Genomic DNA, 17871 nt, shown 5'->3' with positions numbered 1-17871 from the left:
GGCCAAACCCCGGTTCTATTTGATTTATTCTCTGAGCCTCAGCCTCTAAGTGCATGACCTGGGCTGAGATCTCGTCGACCGTTGTCACAGGTCGTTCGTGCACGGGCCGATTGACTTGGCCGGTGATTCTGTTAACCAAGCAGCAAGGGCCGGGCGACACACTGGCCCGGAGCAGAGCCGACCATCGCGGCGCACCTTTCTCGGGACGGGCGCGCCAGGGGCCACGACACGAGATCGGGGGATTGAATGATCCTGAAATCGCGACGCACTTTCCTTGCGACCGCAGCCGCCGGCACGGCGCTGCTCGCCATGCCGAACATCGTCAGAGCCAGTAACGGCGGGCGCAGCGTTTCGTTCCACAATCTGCACACCGAGGAGCGGCTGAGCGCGACCTATTGGCGGAACGGCCGCTACGACAACGGCGCGTTGCGCGAGATCGACACGGTGCTGCGCGACTTCCGCACCGGCGACGTCCACGACATGGACCCCAAGCTGATGGACCTGCTGCACAACCTGCAGCAGAGCCTGCGCATCGACGAGCCATTCGGCGTCATCTCCGGCTACCGCTCGCCCAAGACCAACGCCCTGCTGCGCAAGGCCAGCACCGGCGTCGCCAAGAAGTCCTTCCACATGAAGGGCCAGGCGATCGACATCCGGCTCGCCGGGGTCGAGCTCCAGGACCTGCACCGGGCCGCCGTGAACCTCAAGGCCGGCGGCGTCGGCATGTACGTCAAGTCGGACTTCGTCCACGTCGACACCGGCCCGGTCCGCTACTGGTAGCGGTCCCAGGGCAGCGCCCCGGCGGGCACCGCGACCTGCGCCCTTCCGGGGCTGCCGCACTGGACGGCCGGCCCCGGGCGGGGCCATATAGCGGCCATGACCGCTCGCCCCTTCCGCAAGATGCACGGCCTGGGCAACGACTTCGTTGTCGTCGATGCCCGAGAGCAGCCTTTCGCGCCGAGCGCCGCCCAGGCCGCGGCGATCGCCGACCGTCGGCGCGGCGTCGGCTGCGACCAGCTGATCGTGCTCGAGCCGGCCGAGCCGGGCGACCGGGCCGACCTCTTCATGCGCATCTTCAACGCCGACGGCAGTGAGGCCGAGGCCTGCGGCAACGCCACGCGCTGCGTCGCCTCGCTGCTCTTCGCCGAGGGCCGCGAGGCCGTGGCGATCCGCACGCTCGGCGGCCTGCTGCCCTGCACGCCGGCGGAGAACGGCCTGGTCACGGCCGATCTCGGCCCGGCGCGGCTGGACTGGCGCGAGGTGCCGCTGGCACGCGAGATGGACACCCTGCGGCTCGACTACGCCAAGGGGCCGCTGGCCGAGCCGGTCGCGCTGTCGCTCGGCAACCCGCACGTCGTCTTCTTCGTCGCGGATCCGGCGGCGGTCGCGCTCGAGACGCTCGGGCCGGCGATCGAGCACGATCCGCTGTTCCCTCGCCGCACCAACGTGCAGATCGTCCAGGTCGTCTCGCGGACCCACCTGCGCCAGCGCATCTGGGAACGCGGCGCCGGCCTGACCCAGGCCAGCGGCAGCGGCGGCTGCGCCGCCCAGGTCGCTGCCGTGCGCCGGGGCCTGACCGAGCGCCGGGCCCGGGTCGAGCAGCCCGGCGGCGAGCTGATCGTCGAGTGGCGCGAGGCCGACGGCCACGTCCTGATGACCGGCCCGGTCGCCACCGCCTTCTGCGGCATGCTCGACGGGTCGCTGCTGGGCTAGCTTTCCGTCGCCGGGAATCGCGACGCCGTCCGGCTCCGATTCGACACTTCCCCTCGCAGGCGCCCGGCCGGGCGCCCGAGGAGGGAGGCCGGGAGCCATGTCGCTCGCCGTTTCATCGCCCGAGGCCGGGCCCGCCATCGACTTCTCCGCGGTTCGACGTCCGCTCGGCGAGGCGCGCGGCCTGCCGAACGCGGTCTACACCGATCCCGACTACCATCGTCGCGAGATGGCGCGCGTGCTGCACGGCGGCTGGGCCTGCCTGGCCTCGGCCAGCGAGGTCGCGGCGCCCGGCGACGTCAAGCCGATCGAGTTCGGCGGCGCGCCGCTGATCCTGCTGCGCGACCGCGGCGGCGAGGTCCGGGTCTTCCACAACGTCTGCCGGCACCGCGGTGCGCGCCTGGTCCAGGAGGCGGCCTGCCGGCGGCCCGGCCTGGTCTGCCCCTACCACGCCTGGAGCTACGCCCTCGACGGCCGCCTGGTGAAGACGCCCGATGTCGGCGGGCCGGGGCGCCACGAGATCGAGGGGCTGGACAAGGCGACGACCGGCCTGCTGCCGGTGCGCAGCGCGCTCTGGGCCGACTTCGTCTTCGTCGACCTTTCGGGCTCGGCGCCGCCGCTCGAGGACTACCTGGCGCCGCTGACGGCGCGCTGGGCACGCTACGACTTCGCCGCCCTGAAGCGGGTCGAGGGCATGGAGCTGACGGTCCAGGCCAACTGGAAGCTCGCCACGGAGAACTTCCTGGAGAGCTACCACCTGCCGGTCGTCCATCCGGCCCTCAACGGCTACTCCCGGCTCGACGACCACTACTACTTCGAGGCCTGGCCGGCGGTCGGCGCCGGGGTCACGAGCTATGCGCCGCCCAGGACGCGAGAGAACGACGGCCCGCCGCTGCCGCGCTTCCCGGGACTCGACGACGAGAGCGCGGCGATCGGCGAGTATCCCGTCGTCTTCCCGAATCTCTGGCTCGGCGTCCAGGGCGACCACTTCTACGGCATCGTGGTCTATCCCGAGGGCCCGACGACGAGCCGCGAGGCGCTGCACCTCTATGCCGCGGCCCCGGTCGCCGGCGACCTGGCCCTGGCGCCGACCGTCGAGCAGACCATGGCGCGCTGGCGCCTGGTCTTCGAGGAGGACATCGGCCCGGTCCAGGCGATGCAGGCCGGCCGCGCCTCGCCGGCCTTCGACGGCGGCGTGCTGACCCGCTACCACGACCCGGCCAGCCACCGCTTCATGCAGGCGATCGCCGAGCGCATGGCCTGAGCGGGTGGCCGGAGCGGACCGACGCCGGCCGGGATGCGGCGGGCGCCCGGCTGGACAGTGCCCGCGCCCGGGCCATATAACGCCCGTTCCATGACGACGGCGCCGCTCAGCGAGGCCGCCGGGGCTGCCGCCGGGACCGGCGCGGCGCTGGCCGAGGCCAAGATCGTCACTTTCGGCTGCAGGCTGAACGCCTACGAGTCGGAGGTGATGCGCGAGCACGCCCGCGCCCAGGGCCTGACCAACGCCGTCATCCTCAACTCCTGCGCCGTCACCGCCGAGGCCGAGCGGCAGTTCCGCCAGGCCGTGCGCCGGGCGCGCCGCGAGCACCCGGACGCCGAGATCGTCGTCACCGGCTGCGCCGTGCAGCTCGCGCCCGAGCGCTACGCCGCGATGGCCGAGGTCGACCGCGTGCTCGGCAACCTGGAGAAGCTGGAGGCCGCCTCCTTCGCCGGCACGGCGCCGCGCCGCGCGGTCGGCGACATCATGGCCGCGCGCGACCTGGCCGAGGAGACCGCCGGCCACCTGATCGCCGGCTTCGCCGAGAGGACCCGGGCTTTCGTCCAGGTCCAGCAGGGCTGCGACCACCGCTGCACCTTCTGCATCATCCCCTTCGGCCGCGGTCCGAGCCGCTCGCTGCCGCTCGGCGAGATCGTCCGCCAGGTCCGCCTGCTGGTCGAGGGCGGCGTGCGCGAGGTCGTGCTGACCGGCGTCGACCTCACCGACTACGGCAAGGACCTGCCCGGCCGGCCGGGCCTCGGCCAGGCGGCCCGCCGCCTGCTCGCCCTGGTGCCGGAGCTGCCGCGCCTGCGGCTCTCCTCGGTCGATCCGGTCGAGCTCGACGAGGACCTCTTCCGGCTGCTCGCCGAGGAGCCGCGGCTGATGCCGCACCTGCACCTCTCGATCCAGGCCGGCGACGACCTGGTGCTGAAGCGCATGAAGCGCCGCCACCTGCGCGCCGACGTCCTGCGCACGGTCGAGCGCGCGCGCGCGGCGCGGCCCGACGTGGTGTTCGGCGCGGACCTCATCGCCGGCTTCCCGACCGAGAGCGAGGCCGCCTTCGAGAACACGCTCGCCCTGGTCGAGGAGGCCGATCTGACCTGGCTCCACGTCTTCCCCTACTCCGAGCGCGAGGGCACCCCGGCGGCGCGCATGCCGGCGGTCGCCAAGCCGCTGCGCAAGGAGCGGGCGGCGCGGCTGCGCGCCGCCGGCGAGGCCGCGGCCGGGCGCTTCCTGGCCGGCCAGCTCGGCCGCCCGCTGTCGGTGCTGGTCGAGGAGCCCGGCCGGGGCCACAGCGCCCAGTTCGCGCCGGTCTCGATCCCGGGGTCGGAGGGCGGCCGGGTCGGCGAGATCGTCGAGGTCGTCGCCTCCCGCATCGCCGAGGGGGCGCTGCAGGCGGACGCCGGGGCGCGGACCGCGGCATGAGCGAGCAGGATCCCAACGACCAGGGCGAGGCCAGGCGCTCCTGGTTCCGCCGGCTGCGCGAGGGGCTGTCGCGCTCCTCCTCGCGGCTGGGCGGCGGCATCAGCGCGATCTTCACCAAACGCAAGCTCGACGACGCGGCCCTGGAGGAGCTCGAGGAGCTGCTGATCTCGGCCGACCTCGGGGTCAAGGCGGCAACCACGCTGACCGCCGAGTTCTCTCGCACCCGCTTCGGCAAGGAGGTCACCGACGAGGAGGTGCGCGGCGCCCTGGCCGGCCAGATCGCGACGCTGCTCGAGCCGGTCGCCAAGCCCTTCGTGCCGGACCGCGCGAAGCGCCCGCACGTCGTGCTGGTCGTCGGCGTCAACGGCTCCGGCAAGACCACGACGATCGGCAAGCTGGCCAAGCGCCTGGTCGAGGAGGGCCACAAGGTCGTGCTGGCGGCCGGCGACACCTTCCGCGCCGCCGCCATCGAGCAGCTGCAGATCTGGGGCGAGCGCATCGGCTGCCCGGTCGTCGCGCGCGACCAGGGCGCCGACGCCGCGGGCCTCGCCTTCGACGCCCTGGAGCAGGCGCGCCGGCAGGGCGCCGACGTCCTGCTGATCGACACCGCCGGCCGGCTGCACAACAAGGCCGGCCTGATGGCCGAGCTGCAGAAGGTCATCCGGGTGCTCAAGAAGCTCGATCCGGAGGCGCCGCACGACGTCGTGCTGGTGCTCGACGCGACGACCGGCCAGAACGCCCTGCAGCAGGTCGCGACCTTCCGCGAGCTGGTCAACGTCACCGGTCTCGTCGTCACCAAGCTCGACGGCTCGGCCAAGGGCGGCGTGCTGGTCGCGCTCGCCGAGGCCCAGGGCCTGCCGGTCCACGCCGTCGGCGTCGGCGAGGGTGCCGACGACCTCAGGCCCTTCTCGGCCGAGGCCTTCGCCAAGGGCCTGCTGGGGGTGGGCTAGTCGACCGGCCTTCCCGGAGGCTGCGCCGCACCGGCTCCCACGCCCCTCTCCGGCCACCTCAGAAGCTGAAGCACCTGTCGCTGACGCAGCCGATCAGTGCGCGCCGGGTCGAGGGCCCGTAGACGCCGTCGATCGGGCCCGGATCGAAGCCCTTGACCGCGAGGTAGCGCTGCAGCTCGGACACGACCTTGCGGTCGTTCAGCTTCAGCACCTTCTCCAGGTCGTAGACCGCCTCCTCGGCGCGGCCGATCTCGGACAGCGAGACGGCGCGCAGGTAGCGATAGGTCTGCTGCTTCGGATCGAGCCGGATCGCGTCGTCGTAGTCGAGCACCGCGAATTCGTACTCGCCGAGGCCGGCGTAGGCCTGGCCGCGGTTGGCATAGGACTGCGGGCGCCAGGGGAAGCGCTGGATCGCCTGGCTGAAATGACCGATCGCCGGCCGCAGGTTGCCGGCCAGGGCGCAGGTCAGGCCCTGCTGCTCGAAAGCGCCGGCGACCTTGATCGCGGTCGGCAGGCCGGCGACGGCGACGCCCTCGGCGCTCGCTTCGTGGCAGGGGCCGGAGCCGGCCGGCGCGGCGACGAGGTCGGCGGTGGCGAGCTCGGGACGGGTATGGGCAAGTGCGGGCAGGGCCATGACGCAGACGGCCGTCGCCAGCAGGACAGATCTCGTGGCCTTCATGGCGGAGTCTCCCGTTCCTGGGTCGAGGTCCAAAGGACGAGCCCAGATTCGCAGAGATCCGTAAGAGAAGCGTAAATTTAGCCGAAATCAGGTCTATTCAGAATTCGATAACGATTGTCGTTAACGGATCGTATACTGTAAATCGCCGGCACACAGTCAGTCGCGCTTGCCGGCCTCGCGGCGCAGGGCCCACTTGACCACGGTCGTGCCCGGGCCGGCCGTGCCGGTGATCACCAGCTGCTGGCAGCGCCGCGAGCGCTCCTCGCCCCAGTAGATCGAGTCTTCGATGGCGAGGGTGCCGCCGCTCGCGCGCAGGCGCCAGCCGCCGCCGCGCGGCAGGCGCAGCAGTGCCGCGTCGCCGGTCTGCAGCAGGCTCGCCTGGACCTCGGGGTGCAGGTGGAAACGGATCGCGAAGCCGGCCGGCCGGGCGCCCTCGCTGCGCTCGATGCGGTCCTCGCCGCGCAGGTCGTCGCCGGCGGCGGCGAGGTAGAGGCGGCGCCGGTGCAGCGCCCGCAGGCCCGCCTTGTAGCCGTCGTGGGTCAGCTCCAGCAGGGTCGCGCCTTCGGCCTCCTCGCGCCGGCAGCTGACCGACTGCGGACGGGTCGCCAGGCCCGGGCCGCTCCACAGCCCGACCGGCAGCGGCTCGGAGGAGGAGCGGCCGTCGAGCTCCAGGGTCGAGTGCGCCGCGGTGCCGCGCAGCGCGGCGATCCAGGCGGCCGGACCGCCGTCGGCGCCCGGCGTGCCGCAGTTGACGATCATCCGCTCGCGGCCGACCGACAGCTCGAACGACAGGGTGCCGGCGTGCGCCTGGCCGTCCTGGCCCGGCGGCGGCGGCGCACCGGCGTCGACGATGGCCAGGGTGCGGCCGGCCTGCAGCCGCTGGAAGCCGCTCTCGGGTGCCGAAAGCCGCGGCCGGCCGCGCGAGCCGGCGCGCTGCAGCACCAGGTCGATCTTCAGCGCTTCCTCGGCGGTCGAGCCGTTGAACAGGGCGAGGCCGCCGTCGCCGTGCAGGAACAGCCGCAGCATCGGCGCCATGGCGTCGATCGCCGCCTCCAGCTCGACCGGCGGCTCGCGCCCGGCGGCGTGCAGCATGGCCTTGACGTCGATCAGGTCGCGCAGCGCGGCGAGGTGGCGCGAGGGGCTGCGCTCGATGTGGCCGCCGTCGGGCAGGATCTGGCGCGGCAGCTCGCGGGTCAGCAGGCCGAGGGCATGGCCGAGCCAGCGCTCGCCGCCGGGCAGGCAGGCGCCGACGATCGCCAGGCCCTTGACCGCGCAGATCAGGTCGGCACCGGCGAGCCCGGCCGGCAGGCTGTGCGCCAGGTGCGCGCCCTGGGCGGTCGCCGAGGCCAGCACGGCCTGGCGGAAGTCGTGCTCGGCGCTGGCCGCCAGGAAGTCCCACTGGCCGAGCCAGTGGGTCAGGCGGCGCGCCAGGGTCAGCGGCGCCCAGGCCGGCTCCGACCAGCGCGCGTGGCGATCGAGCCAGTCCTGGGTCAGCTCGCGGGCACGGCGCCGGGCAGCGTCGCTGCCGGCGGCGCGCAGGTCGCGCAGCCAGGCGAAGGCGTGCAGCTCGGCCAGCCAGGCCTGGCTCGCCTCGGCCGGCTGCCAGAGCGGCGCCGGCGCTTGCAGGCTCTGGCCGGCGAAGCGGTAGAGGCCGCCGAGCAGGGCCAGGCCCTGCTCGGCCCGGCCGGGCCAGGGATCGGGCGGCGTCGCGAGCGGCGAGGCCTCGCCGCAGCCGGGCAGCAGGGCGGGATAGAAGGGCAGCGCGAACCAGCCGCGCTTGGCGAGGTAGACCAGGCGGGCCCAGCGCTGTTCGGCCGGCAGGTGCCGCCAGGCCCGGCGTCGCGCCAGCGGGCCGCCGCGCCGCACGGCCTTCGACGCGCCCCGGGACGGGGCTGCGGTGGCCGCCGGGCCGGTCATCAGTCCTCGCCGCGCAGGCGCCGGAGATTGCCGGCGTAGGCCTCGGGTCCGCCGGCGAAGCTGGAGGTGCCGGCGACCAGCAGGTCGGCGCCGGCGTCGCGGCAGGCCCGGGCGGTCTCGACGGTGATGCCGCCGTCGACCTCCAGGTCGATGGTCCGCCCGGTCGCGTCGATGCGGGCGCGCAGCGCCTCGATCTTGCGCAGGGCCGAGCTCAGGAAGGACTGGCCGCCGAAGCCGGGATTGACGCTCATCACCAGCACCAGGTCGAGCTCGTCGAGGATCGGGTCGACGACCTCGACCGGCGTCGCCGGATTGAGCGAGACGCCGGCCTTCTTGCCCTGGGCCTTGATCAGCTGGATCGTGCGGTGCAGGTGCGGCCCGGCCTCGGGATGGACGGTCAGGATGTCGGCGCCGGCCTCGGCGAAGGCGGCGACGTAGGGATCGACCGGCGCGATCATCAGGTGCACGTCGAAGGGCTTGGCCGACCAGGGCCGGAGCGCCTTCACGACCATCGGCCCGATGGTCAGGTTGGGCACGAAGTGGCCGTCCATGACGTCGACGTGGATGTAGTCGGCGCCGGCGGTGTCGATCGCCCGGACCTCCTCGCCCAGGCGGGCGAAGTCGGCGGACAGGATCGAGGGCGCAATGCGGAGCGCTTGTTGCATGCTCGCCTTGTAACCCGCCCCCCCGTGCCGCCTCAAGCGGCCGGAAGCCGGTGCTGTCAACCGCTTTTCGTCAGCCGGCAGGCGTAGAAGCCGTCGAGGCCGCCCCGCGCGGCGAGATGGCAGGGCAGGGTGCGGAGGTCGCCCTCGGCCGTGATCAGCTCGCCGAGGCCGCCGACCTCCTCGGGCGCGACCGGCCGGCGGGCCAGCGGCGCGCCCTCGCCGAGCAGTCTGGCGATGCGCTCCGGCCCCTCCTCGGGCAGCAGCGAGCAGGTCGCGTAGACCAGCGTGCCGCCGGGCGCCAGGGCCGCGGCCGCGCGCTCGAGCAGCCGGTCCTGCAGGGCGGTCAGCGCCGGTAGGTCCTTCGGCGACTTGAGCCGGGCGACGTCCGGGTGACGGCGCAGCGTGCCGGTCGCGCTGCAGGGCGCGTCGAGCAGCACGAAGGGCAGCGGCTCGGGTGGCTGCCAGGCCGTCGCGTCGGCCTCGACCAGCGCCGCGGCCAGGCCGAGCCGCTTCAGGTTCTCGGCGATCCGGGCGAGGCGGGCGCGGCTGACCTCGACGGCGATCACCTCGGCGCCGGCAGCGGCCAGCTGCGCGGTCTTGCCGCCCGGCGCGGCGCAGAGGTCGGCGACCCGCTGCCCGGCGACCGGGCCGAGCAGGCGCGCCGGCAGGGCGGCGGCGGCGTCCTGGACCCACCAGGCGCCCTCGGCGAAGCCGGGCAGCGCTGTGACGTCGCCGCCGGCGGCCGGCCGGCGCAGGCTGCCGGTCGGCAGGATCTCGGCCTCCAGCCGCTCGGCCCAGGCGGCCGCTTCGCCGCCCGCCTTGAGGCTCAGGTCGAGCGGCGGCTCGCCGAGCTGCACCGCGACGCTGGCCCGCGTCGGCGCCTCGCCGTAGGCCGCGACCAGGCGGTCCCAGAGCCAGGGCGGCAGGTTCAGGCGCTCGGCGTCCTGGCTGGCCAGGATCGCCTCGCCCTCGCGCGCCAGACGGCGCAGCAGGGCGTTGATCAGGCCCTTGAAGCCGCGCAGCTTGCGGGTCTCGGCGAGCGCCAGGCTGGTCGAGACGGCGGCGTGCGGCGGCGTGCCGAGGAACAGCAGCTGGGCGGCGCCGAGCCGCAGCAGGTCGCGCAGCTCGGCCGGATGGCGGGGCAGCGGGCGCTGGACCAGGGAATCGACGGCTGCGTCGATCTGTCCCAGGCGGCGCAGGGTGGTCGCCAGCAGCAGGCGCAGGAAGCCGCGGTCGCGCGCCTCCAGGCCCGCGACGCCCCGGCTGCCGGCCAGGGCCTCGTCGAAGGGCTGGCCGCGCTGCAGCACGTTGGCGAGCAGGCCGAGGGCGAGGCGGCGGGGGTCGGTCGGAGCTCCGGGCATCGGCGGGCTTTAGCATGGCGCTCGCCGCCGGTCACGGCCGGGCGGGGCGGCGGTGGCTTTACCGCTCCTTAAGGGGCGCCCTGCTATGCCGCTGCCATGGACGTGACCTCTTCCGGCGGCCGGATCGGCAACGCGCTTTCCGAGGCGCTCGGCCTTGTCGGCCAGAGCCCGGAGCGGGTCGCCCAGGACCAGCTCCGTCAGATCGACGCCAGCGCCGGCAGGCCGCGCAGCGGCTCGGCCGATCCGTCCCTGTCGGCCTCCCGGCTGGCTGCGGCGGCGCGCGCCGGCGAAGCCGGCGAGGTCCGCCCGCGCGGCTGCTTCCTCAACCTCAAGGTCTGACCGTCCGCCGCCTCAGCGCAGCGCGAGCAGCAGCAGCTCGCTCGAGCCGCCGGCCAGCGCGACAAAGGTCAGCGCCATGGCGGCGATGCGCAGCGCCGGCGCGGTCTCGGTGAACAGGAAGCACCAGGCGTGAAGTAGCCGGCCGAGCAGCAGGCTGCCGGCCAGCAGGTGCAGCAGCCAGGCCGGACCGCCGCCGAGCTCGGCGAGCAGCAGCAACAGCAGGACCATCGGCACGTAGTCGACGAAGTTGCCCTGGGCGCGGACAGGCCGCGCCAGCCGTGCGTCGCCGCCGTCGCCCAGCGACACGCGCAGGCGGCGGCGCAGGCGGATGACGTTGATCGAAAGGGCGAGCAGCAGCAGCCCGAGCAGGGCTGCATAGACAGGCACGATCGTCGGGGCCGTCATCGCCGCTCCCTGTCCGTCGTCAGCCCCTGCGGTTCGGTCGCTCCGCCCGGGTCAGCAGCTGCTTCGGCCGGCGGGCGCGGGCCTCGGCGAACAGCTGGAAGGTCTGCCCGACATAATTCGTGACGCCGTCGAGGGCCTGACAGTGGCGCCGCAGCGCCTCGGTCATCTCGGCCTCGACCAGGCGAACCGGGCGGGCCGGGACGGCGGTCTCGAAGCGCAGGTAGAACCAGGGCTCGCCGCGGCGGATCTCCAGCGGCTTGGAGATGTCGCGCCACTCCAGCGCCCACATCAGGCTGCGCGGCCAGACGTCGATCGGGAAGCGGCCGCCGATCAGCAGGCCCGGCCAGGGCGTCTCGCGCCAGTGGTCGTAAGGCGGCAGCTGGTTCAGCCAGACCTCCTCGTCCGCGACGAAGCGGTAGGGGGCGACGACCTGCACCACGGGATAGCGCGGGTCGCGCCAGCGCTCGCGCTGCAGCAGGAAGACCATCCGGGCGAGGTGCTGGCGGTTGACCGAGCCCTGGCCCGTGGCGGTCCCGGTGATCCGGAGCTTGCCCTTGTCGTCCTGCACCAGCCGGAGGCTGAGATCGACCGGGCAGGGGACCTCGAAGGTCTTGGCTTCCAGGTCGTTGAGCGCCGGGCAGCGAGTCACCCCCTTGGGGTTGGGGCCGCGCTGCTCGGCGGCGAGCGCGTCGGGTCGCCGGCCGAGGGCGCGCGGCGCGCCATAGATCAGCCCGGCCTTCTCGGTATCGACCAGCCAGCCGATCTCGCAGAATCGGCTGGCCGGCCGCGGCCGGGTCAGCGACAGCCATGCCGGCCGGACCGACCGGCTGGCGCCGCGGCCGGGCGGCCTGGATGCTCCCTCGGGCACCGGCGGTATCCCCCTCTCGGTGATCCTGCCGCCGTCATACACCGCGCGCGGCCGGCCCGCCAGATTCGGCGCCGGCCGGGGCCGCTCCGCTTGCTCCGCGGCGGCGGCGGCGGCACCATCGCGCCATGGCCTCCGCCGACCAGCCGAGCTTCACCAGCCGCGTGCCCGAGGGCGACGATCGCGAGCGCCCGGTCTGCGACACCTGCGGCTTCATCGACTACCAGAACCCGAAGGTCGTGGTCGGCTCGGTGGCGAGCTGGGACGGGCGGGTCCTGCTGTGCCGCCGCGCGATCGAGCCGCGGCGCGGCTTCTGGACCCTGCCGGCCGGCTACCTGGAGCTCAACGAGGCGACCGCGGACGGGGCGCTGCGCGAGGCCTGGGAGGAGGCGCGCGCCGAGCTGGAGATCGAGCGGCTACTCGCGGTCTACACGATCCTGCGGCTGAGCCAGGTCCAGCTGATCTACCGGGCGCGGCTGGTCCGGCCCGAGGTCTCGCCCGGGCCGGAGACCCTGGAATGCGGCCTCTACGCCTGGGACGAGATCCCCTGGCAGGAGATCGCCTTCCCCTCGGTGCACTGGGCGCTCGGCCACTGGCGCAGTACGCTCGGCGACGACGGCTTCGCGCCCTTCGCCAATCCACCGGGCGAGACCGGCCGGATGGAGCGGCCGCAGGGACTGTAGAGCGGCTGCTCCCGTGATCGCCGTTGCGCACCGGCGGAGCCGGCTCCGCTCCGCCCTTCGACAGGCTCAAGACGAAGCGAATTCAACGGAGCGCCGCTCGGGCCCGAAGGCCCTCAGTCGAAGTCCTCGGCGAGGGCGGCGCGGACCGGCTCGGTCAGCACCGCCATGTGGCTGTAGGCGGGGTGGTCGAAGCCGAGGATGACGCGGACCCCGGGCCTGGCGAACCTGGCCTTCTGCTCGGCGGTGAAGGGGAAGTGCAGGAACTGCACGGAGCTCGCCTTGCCGTCGGCGGTGGTGCGGTCGATGTCGGCCTCCGGCACCGCCGCGACCCGCTCGCCCTCGAACTCGAAAAAGGCCGTCTCCTCGATGCCGCCGAGCCTGCGCAGGAAGGCTTCGCGCCGGACCTTCTCGTCGATCTCGAACATCACCGTGGCGACCAGCTCGCTGCCCTGGGGGATCAGCGGGTTGTAGGCGGACAGCTCGTCGGCGAGCTGCTCGTCGCCGCCCTTCTCGATCCAGAGCATCTCCTGAATCTGCGACCACATCGTCTCGTAGTTCTCGAAGTAGAAGGTCGCGACCGGCCCGACCTCCACGCGCCGGTGCTTCTTCTTCTCGACCAGCGCCTTCTTCAGCGCCTTGCGCTCGACGCTGTAGCGCTCGAGCGGCCAGATGTCGGCCGGGGTGATCTCGCGCTTCATGGCCTGTGTGCTCATCCTCTGAAGCCTCGCTCCATCGCTTCGGAGCGGATCGCGATCGCTCGGATCGCGTCACTCCGCTCCCTGTGAATGTCCAGACCGCTCGATCCGGTCTAGCGGCTGGCGCCACCCGCCGGGCCCAGGCCATAGGCCATCGCGAGGAGCTCGATCGGGTGGTACGACTGGCTCGGAACCGGCTTGCGCTCGCCCTCGGGCTGGTCCGCGGCGATACGCTCCATGCCCTGCAGGATGTGCATCCCGGCGAGCGGGCATTCCGAGCTGACGTACTTGTGCTCCGCCTTGTAGACGTCGCGGGCGACCGGCTTGCCGATCTTCAGCGCCGTCTCGAAGTTGCCCTTCAGCACGCCCCAGGAGCCGCCGTGGCCGGAGCAGCGCGGCAGCTGCTTGACCGGCGTGTCGGGGATCAGCTTCAGCATCTCGCGCGCCTTGTTGCCCATGTTCTGGGCGCGGGCATGGCAGGCGATGTGGACGGCGACGCCGCCCTCGAGCGGCCGCAGGCCCTCGGCGAGACCCTCCTTCTGGGCGATGTCGACGACGTACTCGGTGACGTCGAAGGTCGCCTGGGCGAGGCGCTTGACCTCGGCGTCGTCGGGCAGCAGCAGCGGCCACTCGAACTTCATCATCAGGGCGCAGGAGGGCACCAGGGCGACGACGTCGTAGCCCCTGTCGACATAGGGCAGCAGCGCCTTCGCGATGTTGCGCGCGGCCTCGGCGACCTCGTCGAGCTTGCCCTGCTCGAACTGCGGCATGCCGCAGCACTGCGGATAGGCGACCTCGACCTCGACGCCGTTCCTGGCGAGCACCGCCAGGGTCGCCTCGCCGATGTTCGGATTGTTGTAGTTGGCGAAGCAGGTCGCGTAGAGCACGACCTTGCGGCCGGCGGCCGGCGCCTTGGCGTCGCGCGCCGCCGGGTTGGCCTTGGCGCGCCGCTCGAAGGTCTTGCCGTAGTACTTCGGCAGGGCGGCCTGGCGGTCGACCCTGGCGACGCTTTCGAGCAGGCCGCGGGTCAGGCCGTTGTCCAGGTCGCTCGCCCAGTTCGCCAGGCCCGGAGCCATCGACGCGAGCCGGCCGTTGCGGTCGGTGCGGGTCAGCTGGTCGGTGGCGACGTCGTTGTGCCCGGCCTTCCGCTCGGCGGCGCGGTAGCGCAGCATCAGGTGCGGGAAGTCCAGGTCGAACTCGTGCGGCGGCACGTAGGGGCAGGAGACCATGAAGCACATGTCGCAGAGCGTGCAGGCGTCGGCGACCTTCTTGTAGTCGGCCTTGTCGACGCCATCGAGCTCGCCGCTCTCGGACTCGTCGATCAGGTCGAACAGCACCGGGAAGGAGTCGCAGAGGTTGAAGCAGCGGCGGCAGCCGTGACAGATGTCGAAGACCCGGTCCATTTCGGCCAGGATCTTGTCCATGTCGTAGAAGTCGGGATCGTTCCAGTTGATCGGGTGACGGACCGGGGCGTCGAGGCTGCCTTCACGCATGTCTTTTGCTCCCTCCGGCCGGAAAGCTGGATGGCCGCTACGGTAACGGATTCAGCGGAAACGTGCTCGGGCCCTGACGGTGGCCGGCGGGACGAACGCCGCGGCGTCCGTCCCGTCGAGCCTCGGGCCGATGGCCGATGGCCGGGGCCTTCCCTCATCGCGGGAAGGCCGCCAGGCTCAGTCCATCGTGTCGAGCGCCTTCTGGAAGCGGCCGGCGTGGCTCTTCTCGGCCTTGGCGAGGGTCTCGAACCAGTCGGCGATCTCGTCGAAGCCTTCCTCGCGGGCGGTGCGGGCCATGCCCGGGTACATGTCGGTGTACTCGTGGGTCTCGCCGGCGATTGCCGCCTTGAGGTTCAGGCCGGTGTCGCCGATCGGCTCGCCGGTCGCCGGGTCGCCGACCTCCTCGAGGTAGGCCAGGTGGCCGTGGGCGTGGCCGGTCTCGCCCTCCGCCGTGGAGCGGAACACCGCGGCGACGTCGTTGTAGCCCTCGACGTCCGCCTTCTGGGCGAAATAGAGGTAGCGCCGGTTGGCCTGGCTCTCGCCGGCGAAAGCTTCCTTGAGGTTCTCTTCAGTCTTGCTGCCCTTGAGCGACATAACGGTCTCCCTTCGACTTTGCGTCATTATTCCATGCGGCCCGCCGGCTGCACTCTCCGCCAGCGGCCTGCATGCTCGAAATATACGGCTCGGCCGGACCGAGTCAATCGCTTAGAACGGTTCTAAACAAAAAAGCCAATTTTCTGAAAACATGAGGATATCAGGTCCCGAAATCGGGACGAAAACGACGCAGTCGGCTCAGTCGTTCTCGGCGTTCGACAGGCGGACGATGACATCGACGCGACGGATCGCGCTGCCCGGCGGCGGCGGCGGCAGGTCGGCCAGGCGGACCTGGTCGCCCGGAATGTCGACCAGACGGCCGTTGCCTTCGAAGAAGAAATGGTGGTGGTCCGACACGTTGGTGTCGAAGTAGGAGCGGCCGGGCTCGACCACGACCTCGCGCAGCAGGCCGGCGCCGGTGAACTGGTGCAGCGTGTTGTAGACCGTCGCCAGGGAGACCGGCTGACCGGCGCTGACCGCCTCGTCGTGCAGCTGCTCGGCGGTGATGTGGCGATCGCAGGAGCCGCTCGGCGCGACGCGGGCATCGGCCGGGTCGAACAGCAGCTTCGCCAGGGCCAGACGCTGGCGCGTCGGCCGGAGGCCTGCCTGCTTCAGGCGCTCGATCAGAGCGGTATAGCGACGTTCTGTTGTCATGGTCACCGATATAGGTGTTCTTAGTGGCAGGGGAAAGGGCTCGCGTCAATCACTTAGCATGATCCTTCGAATGAGTTGAAGCTACGCGGCGGGGCGTTCGCCTGCTCCTGTGCACCGCCCTCGCGGCCCGGCGCGACAACCGGCCCAATCGCACGTCTTGCTGTGCAAGCCGCTGTCAGTGTTATAGTTTCGCTGAATCGGCGGCGCCCCTTGTCCCGAGGTCTGTCTGTGTGCCCTCAGCCAGGCCTGCCCGACCCGGCGGCGCCGTCCAGGCTGCTAAGGTGATGGTGTGAGCGAGAAGAAGAACAGCTACAGCTTCGACGACCTGATTGCCTGCGCCGAGGGCAAGCTCTTCGGGCCCGGGAACGCGCAGCTGCCGTTGCCGCCGATGTTGATGTTCGACCGCATCACCCACATCAGCGAGGAGGGCGGCAGCTTCGACAAGGGCGAGATCGTCGCCGAGCTCGACATCAAGCCGGAGCTCTGGTTCTTCGCCTGCCACTTCAAGGGCGACCCGGTGATGCCGGGCTGCCTGGGCCTCGACGCGCTGTGGCAGCTGGTCGGCTTCTTTCTCGGTCGCCTGGGCCTGCCCGGCCGCGGCCGGGCGCTCGGCGTCGGCGAAGTGCGCCTGAAGGGCCAGATCACCCCTTCCATCGGCAAGGTGACCTACCACCTGAACCTCAAGCGGGTTATCGTCCGCAAGCTGGTCATGGGCATCGCCGACGGCATCCTGAAGGCCGACGGCGAGACGGTCTACGAGGCCAGCGACCTGAAGGTGGGCTTGTTCCAGGTCAGTCCCGAGGCCGCATAGACCCGTCTTGTCGGCTTCTTGTTGGGCAGCCCCGCCGATGCGCGTCGGCGGGCCTTCTTGTCACCGCCGGGCCACCGCTGGACCGCAGAAAGAGGACTAGCGCATGCGACGTGTCGCCGTAACCGGACTGGGCATCGTCTCCAGCATCGGCAGCAACAAGGAAGAGGTCGCGGCCTCCCTGCGCGCCGGCCGCTCCGGCATCGTCTTCGCCGAGGACTATGCCGAGCGCGGCTTCCGCAGCCACGTGAAGGGCCAGCCGCAGATCGACCTCGACGCCCACATCGACCGGCGCCTGCGCCGTTTCATGGGCGACGGCGCGGCCTACAACTACGTCGCGATGGTCGAGGCGATCGCCGATGCCGGGCTGGACGAGAAGGAGGTCAGCCACGAGCGGACCGGCCTGATCGTGGGCTCCGGCGGCCCTTCGACCTCGAACCAGGTCGAGGCGGCCGACATCGCCCGCGAAAAGGGCGTCAAGCGCATCGGCCCCTACATGGTGCCGCGCTGCATGTCCTCGACCAACTCGGCCAACCTGGCGACGGCCTTCAAGATCAAAGGCCACAGCTATTCGATCTCCTCGGCCTGCTCGACCTCGGCGCACTGCATCGGCAACGGCTCCGAGCTGATCCAGTACGGCAAGCAGGACATCGTCTTCGCCGGCGGCGGCGAGGAGCTGCACTGGACGCTTTCCATGCTGTTCGACGCCATGGGCGCGCTCTCCTCGCACTTCAACGACCAGCCGACCAAGGCCTCGCGGGCCTACGACAAGGCCCGCGACGGCTTCGTCATCGCCGGCGGCGGCGGCGTCGTGGTGCTGGAGGAGATGGAGCGCGCCAAGGCGCGCGGCGCGAGGATCTACGGCGAGGTGGTCGGCTATGGCGCGACCTCCGACGGTGCCGACATGGTGGCACCCTCGGCGGACGGCCAGATCCGGGTGATGCGCATGGCGCTCTCGCAGCTCGGCAATGCCCGGGTCGACTACATCAACACGCACGGCACCTCGACGCCGGTCGGCGACGGCATCGAGCTGCAGGCGATCAAGGAGGTCTTCGGCCAGGACGTGCCGAGGATCAGCTCGACCAAGTCGATGACCGGCCACGCCCAGGGCGCGGCCGGCGCGACCGAGGCGATCTACAGCCTGCTGATGATGGAGCGCGGCTTCATCGCGCCCTCGATCAACATCGACGAGCCCGACGACCTGGCGGCCGGCATCCCGATTCCGCGGGTTGCCGAGGAGGCCAAGCTGGACTGCGTGCTGTCGAACTCCTTCGGCTTCGGCGGTACCAACTGCAGCCTGGCGTTCCGCCGGGTCGAAGATTGATGGGTCGCGACGGATCGAGTGACGGAGCGGCGGTTCAGGGGGC

The 17871-nt window shown here is 71.9% G+C and carries 19 protein-coding genes; 9 read left to right on the top strand and 10 right to left on the bottom strand.

What is annotated here, in order from left to right; translation table 11 throughout:
• Positions 1–246: 246 nt before the first annotated feature.
• From mepK to ftsY, 5 genes are all read left to right on the top strand, one after another.
• Positions 247–780 carry a peptidoglycan L,D-endopeptidase MepK gene (mepK, locus tag B9O00_RS26995; RefSeq protein ID WP_085125829.1) on the top strand — a complete coding sequence of 178 codons (534 nt, stop codon included), beginning with the start codon at positions 247–249 and terminating at the stop codon, positions 778–780.
• 96 nt (positions 781–876) lie between these two features.
• Positions 877–1713, top strand: coding sequence for a diaminopimelate epimerase (dapF, locus tag B9O00_RS26990; protein ID WP_085125828.1), 837 nt, complete (start codon positions 877–879; stop codon positions 1711–1713).
• Between the two features lie 97 nt (positions 1714–1810).
• Positions 1811–2974: an aromatic ring-hydroxylating oxygenase subunit alpha gene (locus B9O00_RS26985; RefSeq protein WP_085125827.1), complete on the top strand. Its 1164-nt coding sequence runs from the start codon at positions 1811–1813 to the stop codon at positions 2972–2974.
• 90 nt (positions 2975–3064) lie between these two features.
• Positions 3065–4396, top strand: a complete 1332-nt coding sequence (mtaB, locus tag B9O00_RS26980; protein ID WP_089229821.1) for a tRNA (N(6)-L-threonylcarbamoyladenosine(37)-C(2))-methylthiotransferase MtaB — start codon at positions 3065–3067, stop codon at positions 4394–4396.
• A complete protein-coding gene (ftsY, locus tag B9O00_RS26975; protein ID WP_085125826.1) occupies positions 4393–5346 on the top strand; it encodes a signal recognition particle-docking protein FtsY in 954 nt (317 codons plus the stop codon). Before mtaB ends, ftsY begins: the two co-directional genes overlap by 4 nt.
• Positions 5347–5404: 58 nt before the next feature.
• On the opposite strand, the gene B9O00_RS26970 is transcribed toward ftsY, so the two are convergent.
• From B9O00_RS26970 to B9O00_RS26955, 4 genes are all read right to left on the bottom strand, one after another.
• Positions 5405–6025, bottom strand: coding sequence for a tetratricopeptide repeat protein (locus B9O00_RS26970; RefSeq protein ID WP_085125825.1), 621 nt, complete (start codon positions 6023–6025; stop codon positions 5405–5407).
• Between the two features lie 156 nt (positions 6026–6181).
• Complete coding sequence (locus B9O00_RS26965; protein WP_089229820.1) at positions 6182–7942, bottom strand: heparinase II/III family protein; 1761 nt, start codon at positions 7940–7942, stop codon at positions 6182–6184.
• Entirely contained in the window at positions 7942–8607 is a 666-nt protein-coding gene (gene rpe / locus B9O00_RS26960; RefSeq protein WP_085125824.1) for a ribulose-phosphate 3-epimerase, read from the bottom strand. The genes B9O00_RS26965 and rpe overlap by 1 nt, the downstream gene beginning before the upstream one ends.
• Before the next feature lie 56 nt (positions 8608–8663).
• Entirely contained in the window at positions 8664–9968 is a 1305-nt protein-coding gene (locus tag B9O00_RS26955; RefSeq protein ID WP_085125823.1) for an RsmB/NOP family class I SAM-dependent RNA methyltransferase, read from the bottom strand.
• 96 nt (positions 9969–10064) lie between these two features.
• Here B9O00_RS26955 and B9O00_RS26950 point away from each other — a divergent pair, with 96 nt between their 5' ends.
• Positions 10065–10307, top strand: a complete 243-nt coding sequence (locus B9O00_RS26950) for a hypothetical protein (RefSeq protein WP_085125822.1) — start codon at positions 10065–10067, stop codon at positions 10305–10307.
• Between the two features lie 12 nt (positions 10308–10319).
• Here B9O00_RS26950 and B9O00_RS26945 read toward each other — a convergent pair whose 3' ends face one another.
• The gene (locus B9O00_RS26945) at positions 10320–10712 is read right to left on the bottom strand and encodes an MAPEG family protein (protein ID WP_085125821.1); all 393 of its coding nucleotides are present in this window, start codon (positions 10710–10712) and stop codon (positions 10320–10322) included.
• Between the two features lie 19 nt (positions 10713–10731).
• Complete coding sequence (locus tag B9O00_RS26940; protein WP_085125820.1) at positions 10732–11580, bottom strand: hypothetical protein; 849 nt, start codon at positions 11578–11580, stop codon at positions 10732–10734.
• A 125-nt stretch (positions 11581–11705) separates the two neighbouring features.
• Here B9O00_RS26940 and B9O00_RS26935 point away from each other — a divergent pair, with 125 nt between their 5' ends.
• Complete coding sequence (locus B9O00_RS26935; protein WP_085125819.1) at positions 11706–12260, top strand: NUDIX hydrolase; 555 nt, start codon at positions 11706–11708, stop codon at positions 12258–12260.
• Positions 12261–12373: 113 nt separating this feature from the next.
• Here B9O00_RS26935 and B9O00_RS26930 read toward each other — a convergent pair whose 3' ends face one another.
• From B9O00_RS26930 to irrA, 4 genes are all read right to left on the bottom strand, one after another.
• Entirely contained in the window at positions 12374–12973 is a 600-nt protein-coding gene (locus tag B9O00_RS26930) for a DUF3501 family protein (protein ID WP_235017209.1), read from the bottom strand.
• 95 nt (positions 12974–13068) lie between these two features.
• Positions 13069–14448, bottom strand: a complete 1380-nt coding sequence (locus B9O00_RS26925) for a heterodisulfide reductase-related iron-sulfur binding cluster (protein ID WP_085125817.1) — start codon at positions 14446–14448, stop codon at positions 13069–13071.
• Between the two features lie 177 nt (positions 14449–14625).
• Entirely contained in the window at positions 14626–15042 is a 417-nt protein-coding gene (locus tag B9O00_RS26920; protein WP_085125816.1) for a rubrerythrin family protein, read from the bottom strand.
• Between the two features lie 198 nt (positions 15043–15240).
• Complete coding sequence (gene irrA, locus B9O00_RS26915; protein ID WP_085125815.1) at positions 15241–15696, bottom strand: iron response transcriptional regulator IrrA; 456 nt, start codon at positions 15694–15696, stop codon at positions 15241–15243.
• A 289-nt stretch (positions 15697–15985) separates the two neighbouring features.
• Between irrA and fabA the strand changes: the two genes are divergently transcribed.
• Positions 15986–16507, top strand: coding sequence for a 3-hydroxyacyl-[acyl-carrier-protein] dehydratase FabA (gene fabA, locus B9O00_RS26910; RefSeq protein ID WP_085125814.1), 522 nt, complete (start codon positions 15986–15988; stop codon positions 16505–16507).
• A gap of 103 nt (positions 16508–16610) precedes the next feature.
• Entirely contained in the window at positions 16611–17828 is a 1218-nt protein-coding gene (gene fabB / locus B9O00_RS26905; RefSeq protein WP_085125813.1) for a beta-ketoacyl-ACP synthase I, read from the top strand.
• Positions 17829–17871 lie beyond the last annotated feature (43 nt).

It is taken from the genome of Tistlia consotensis USBA 355, assembly GCF_900177295.1.
Taxonomy (GTDB): domain Bacteria; phylum Pseudomonadota; class Alphaproteobacteria; order Kiloniellales; family DSM-21159; genus Tistlia; species Tistlia consotensis.
This window is presented reverse-complemented; position numbering and strand designations above follow the sequence as displayed.

What these genes read in the sequence shown, in the direction of transcription:
- B9O00_RS26925 (WP_085125817.1), bottom strand. Translation starts at nt 14,448, where the DNA reads ATGCGTGAAGGCAGCCTCGACGCCCCGGTCCGTCACCCGATCAACTGG.
- B9O00_RS26945 (WP_085125821.1), bottom strand. Translation starts at nt 10,712, where the DNA reads ATGACGGCCCCGACGATCGTGCCTGTCTATGCAGCCCTGCTCGGGCTG.
- mepK (WP_085125829.1), top strand. Translation starts at nt 247, where the DNA reads ATGATCCTGAAATCGCGACGCACTTTCCTTGCGACCGCAGCCGCCGGC.
- B9O00_RS26985 (WP_085125827.1), top strand. Translation starts at nt 1,811, where the DNA reads ATGTCGCTCGCCGTTTCATCGCCCGAGGCCGGGCCCGCCATCGACTTC.
- mtaB (WP_089229821.1), top strand. Translation starts at nt 3,065, where the DNA reads ATGACGACGGCGCCGCTCAGCGAGGCCGCCGGGGCTGCCGCCGGGACC.
- fabB (WP_085125813.1), top strand. Translation starts at nt 16,611, where the DNA reads ATGCGACGTGTCGCCGTAACCGGACTGGGCATCGTCTCCAGCATCGGC.
- B9O00_RS26950 (WP_085125822.1), top strand. Translation starts at nt 10,065, where the DNA reads ATGGACGTGACCTCTTCCGGCGGCCGGATCGGCAACGCGCTTTCCGAG.
- rpe (WP_085125824.1), bottom strand. Translation starts at nt 8,607, where the DNA reads ATGCAACAAGCGCTCCGCATTGCGCCCTCGATCCTGTCCGCCGACTTC.
- B9O00_RS26920 (WP_085125816.1), bottom strand. Translation starts at nt 15,042, where the DNA reads ATGTCGCTCAAGGGCAGCAAGACTGAAGAGAACCTCAAGGAAGCTTTC.
- irrA (WP_085125815.1), bottom strand. Translation starts at nt 15,696, where the DNA reads ATGACAACAGAACGTCGCTATACCGCTCTGATCGAGCGCCTGAAGCAG.
- B9O00_RS26965 (WP_089229820.1), bottom strand. Translation starts at nt 7,942, where the DNA reads ATGACCGGCCCGGCGGCCACCGCAGCCCCGTCCCGGGGCGCGTCGAAG.
- B9O00_RS26955 (WP_085125823.1), bottom strand. Translation starts at nt 9,968, where the DNA reads ATGCCCGGAGCTCCGACCGACCCCCGCCGCCTCGCCCTCGGCCTGCTC.
- B9O00_RS26930 (WP_235017209.1), bottom strand. Translation starts at nt 12,973, where the DNA reads ATGAGCACACAGGCCATGAAGCGCGAGATCACCCCGGCCGACATCTGG.
- B9O00_RS26935 (WP_085125819.1), top strand. Translation starts at nt 11,706, where the DNA reads ATGGCCTCCGCCGACCAGCCGAGCTTCACCAGCCGCGTGCCCGAGGGC.
- B9O00_RS26970 (WP_085125825.1), bottom strand. Translation starts at nt 6,025, where the DNA reads ATGAAGGCCACGAGATCTGTCCTGCTGGCGACGGCCGTCTGCGTCATG.
- ftsY (WP_085125826.1), top strand. Translation starts at nt 4,393, where the DNA reads ATGAGCGAGCAGGATCCCAACGACCAGGGCGAGGCCAGGCGCTCCTGG.
- dapF (WP_085125828.1), top strand. Translation starts at nt 877, where the DNA reads ATGACCGCTCGCCCCTTCCGCAAGATGCACGGCCTGGGCAACGACTTC.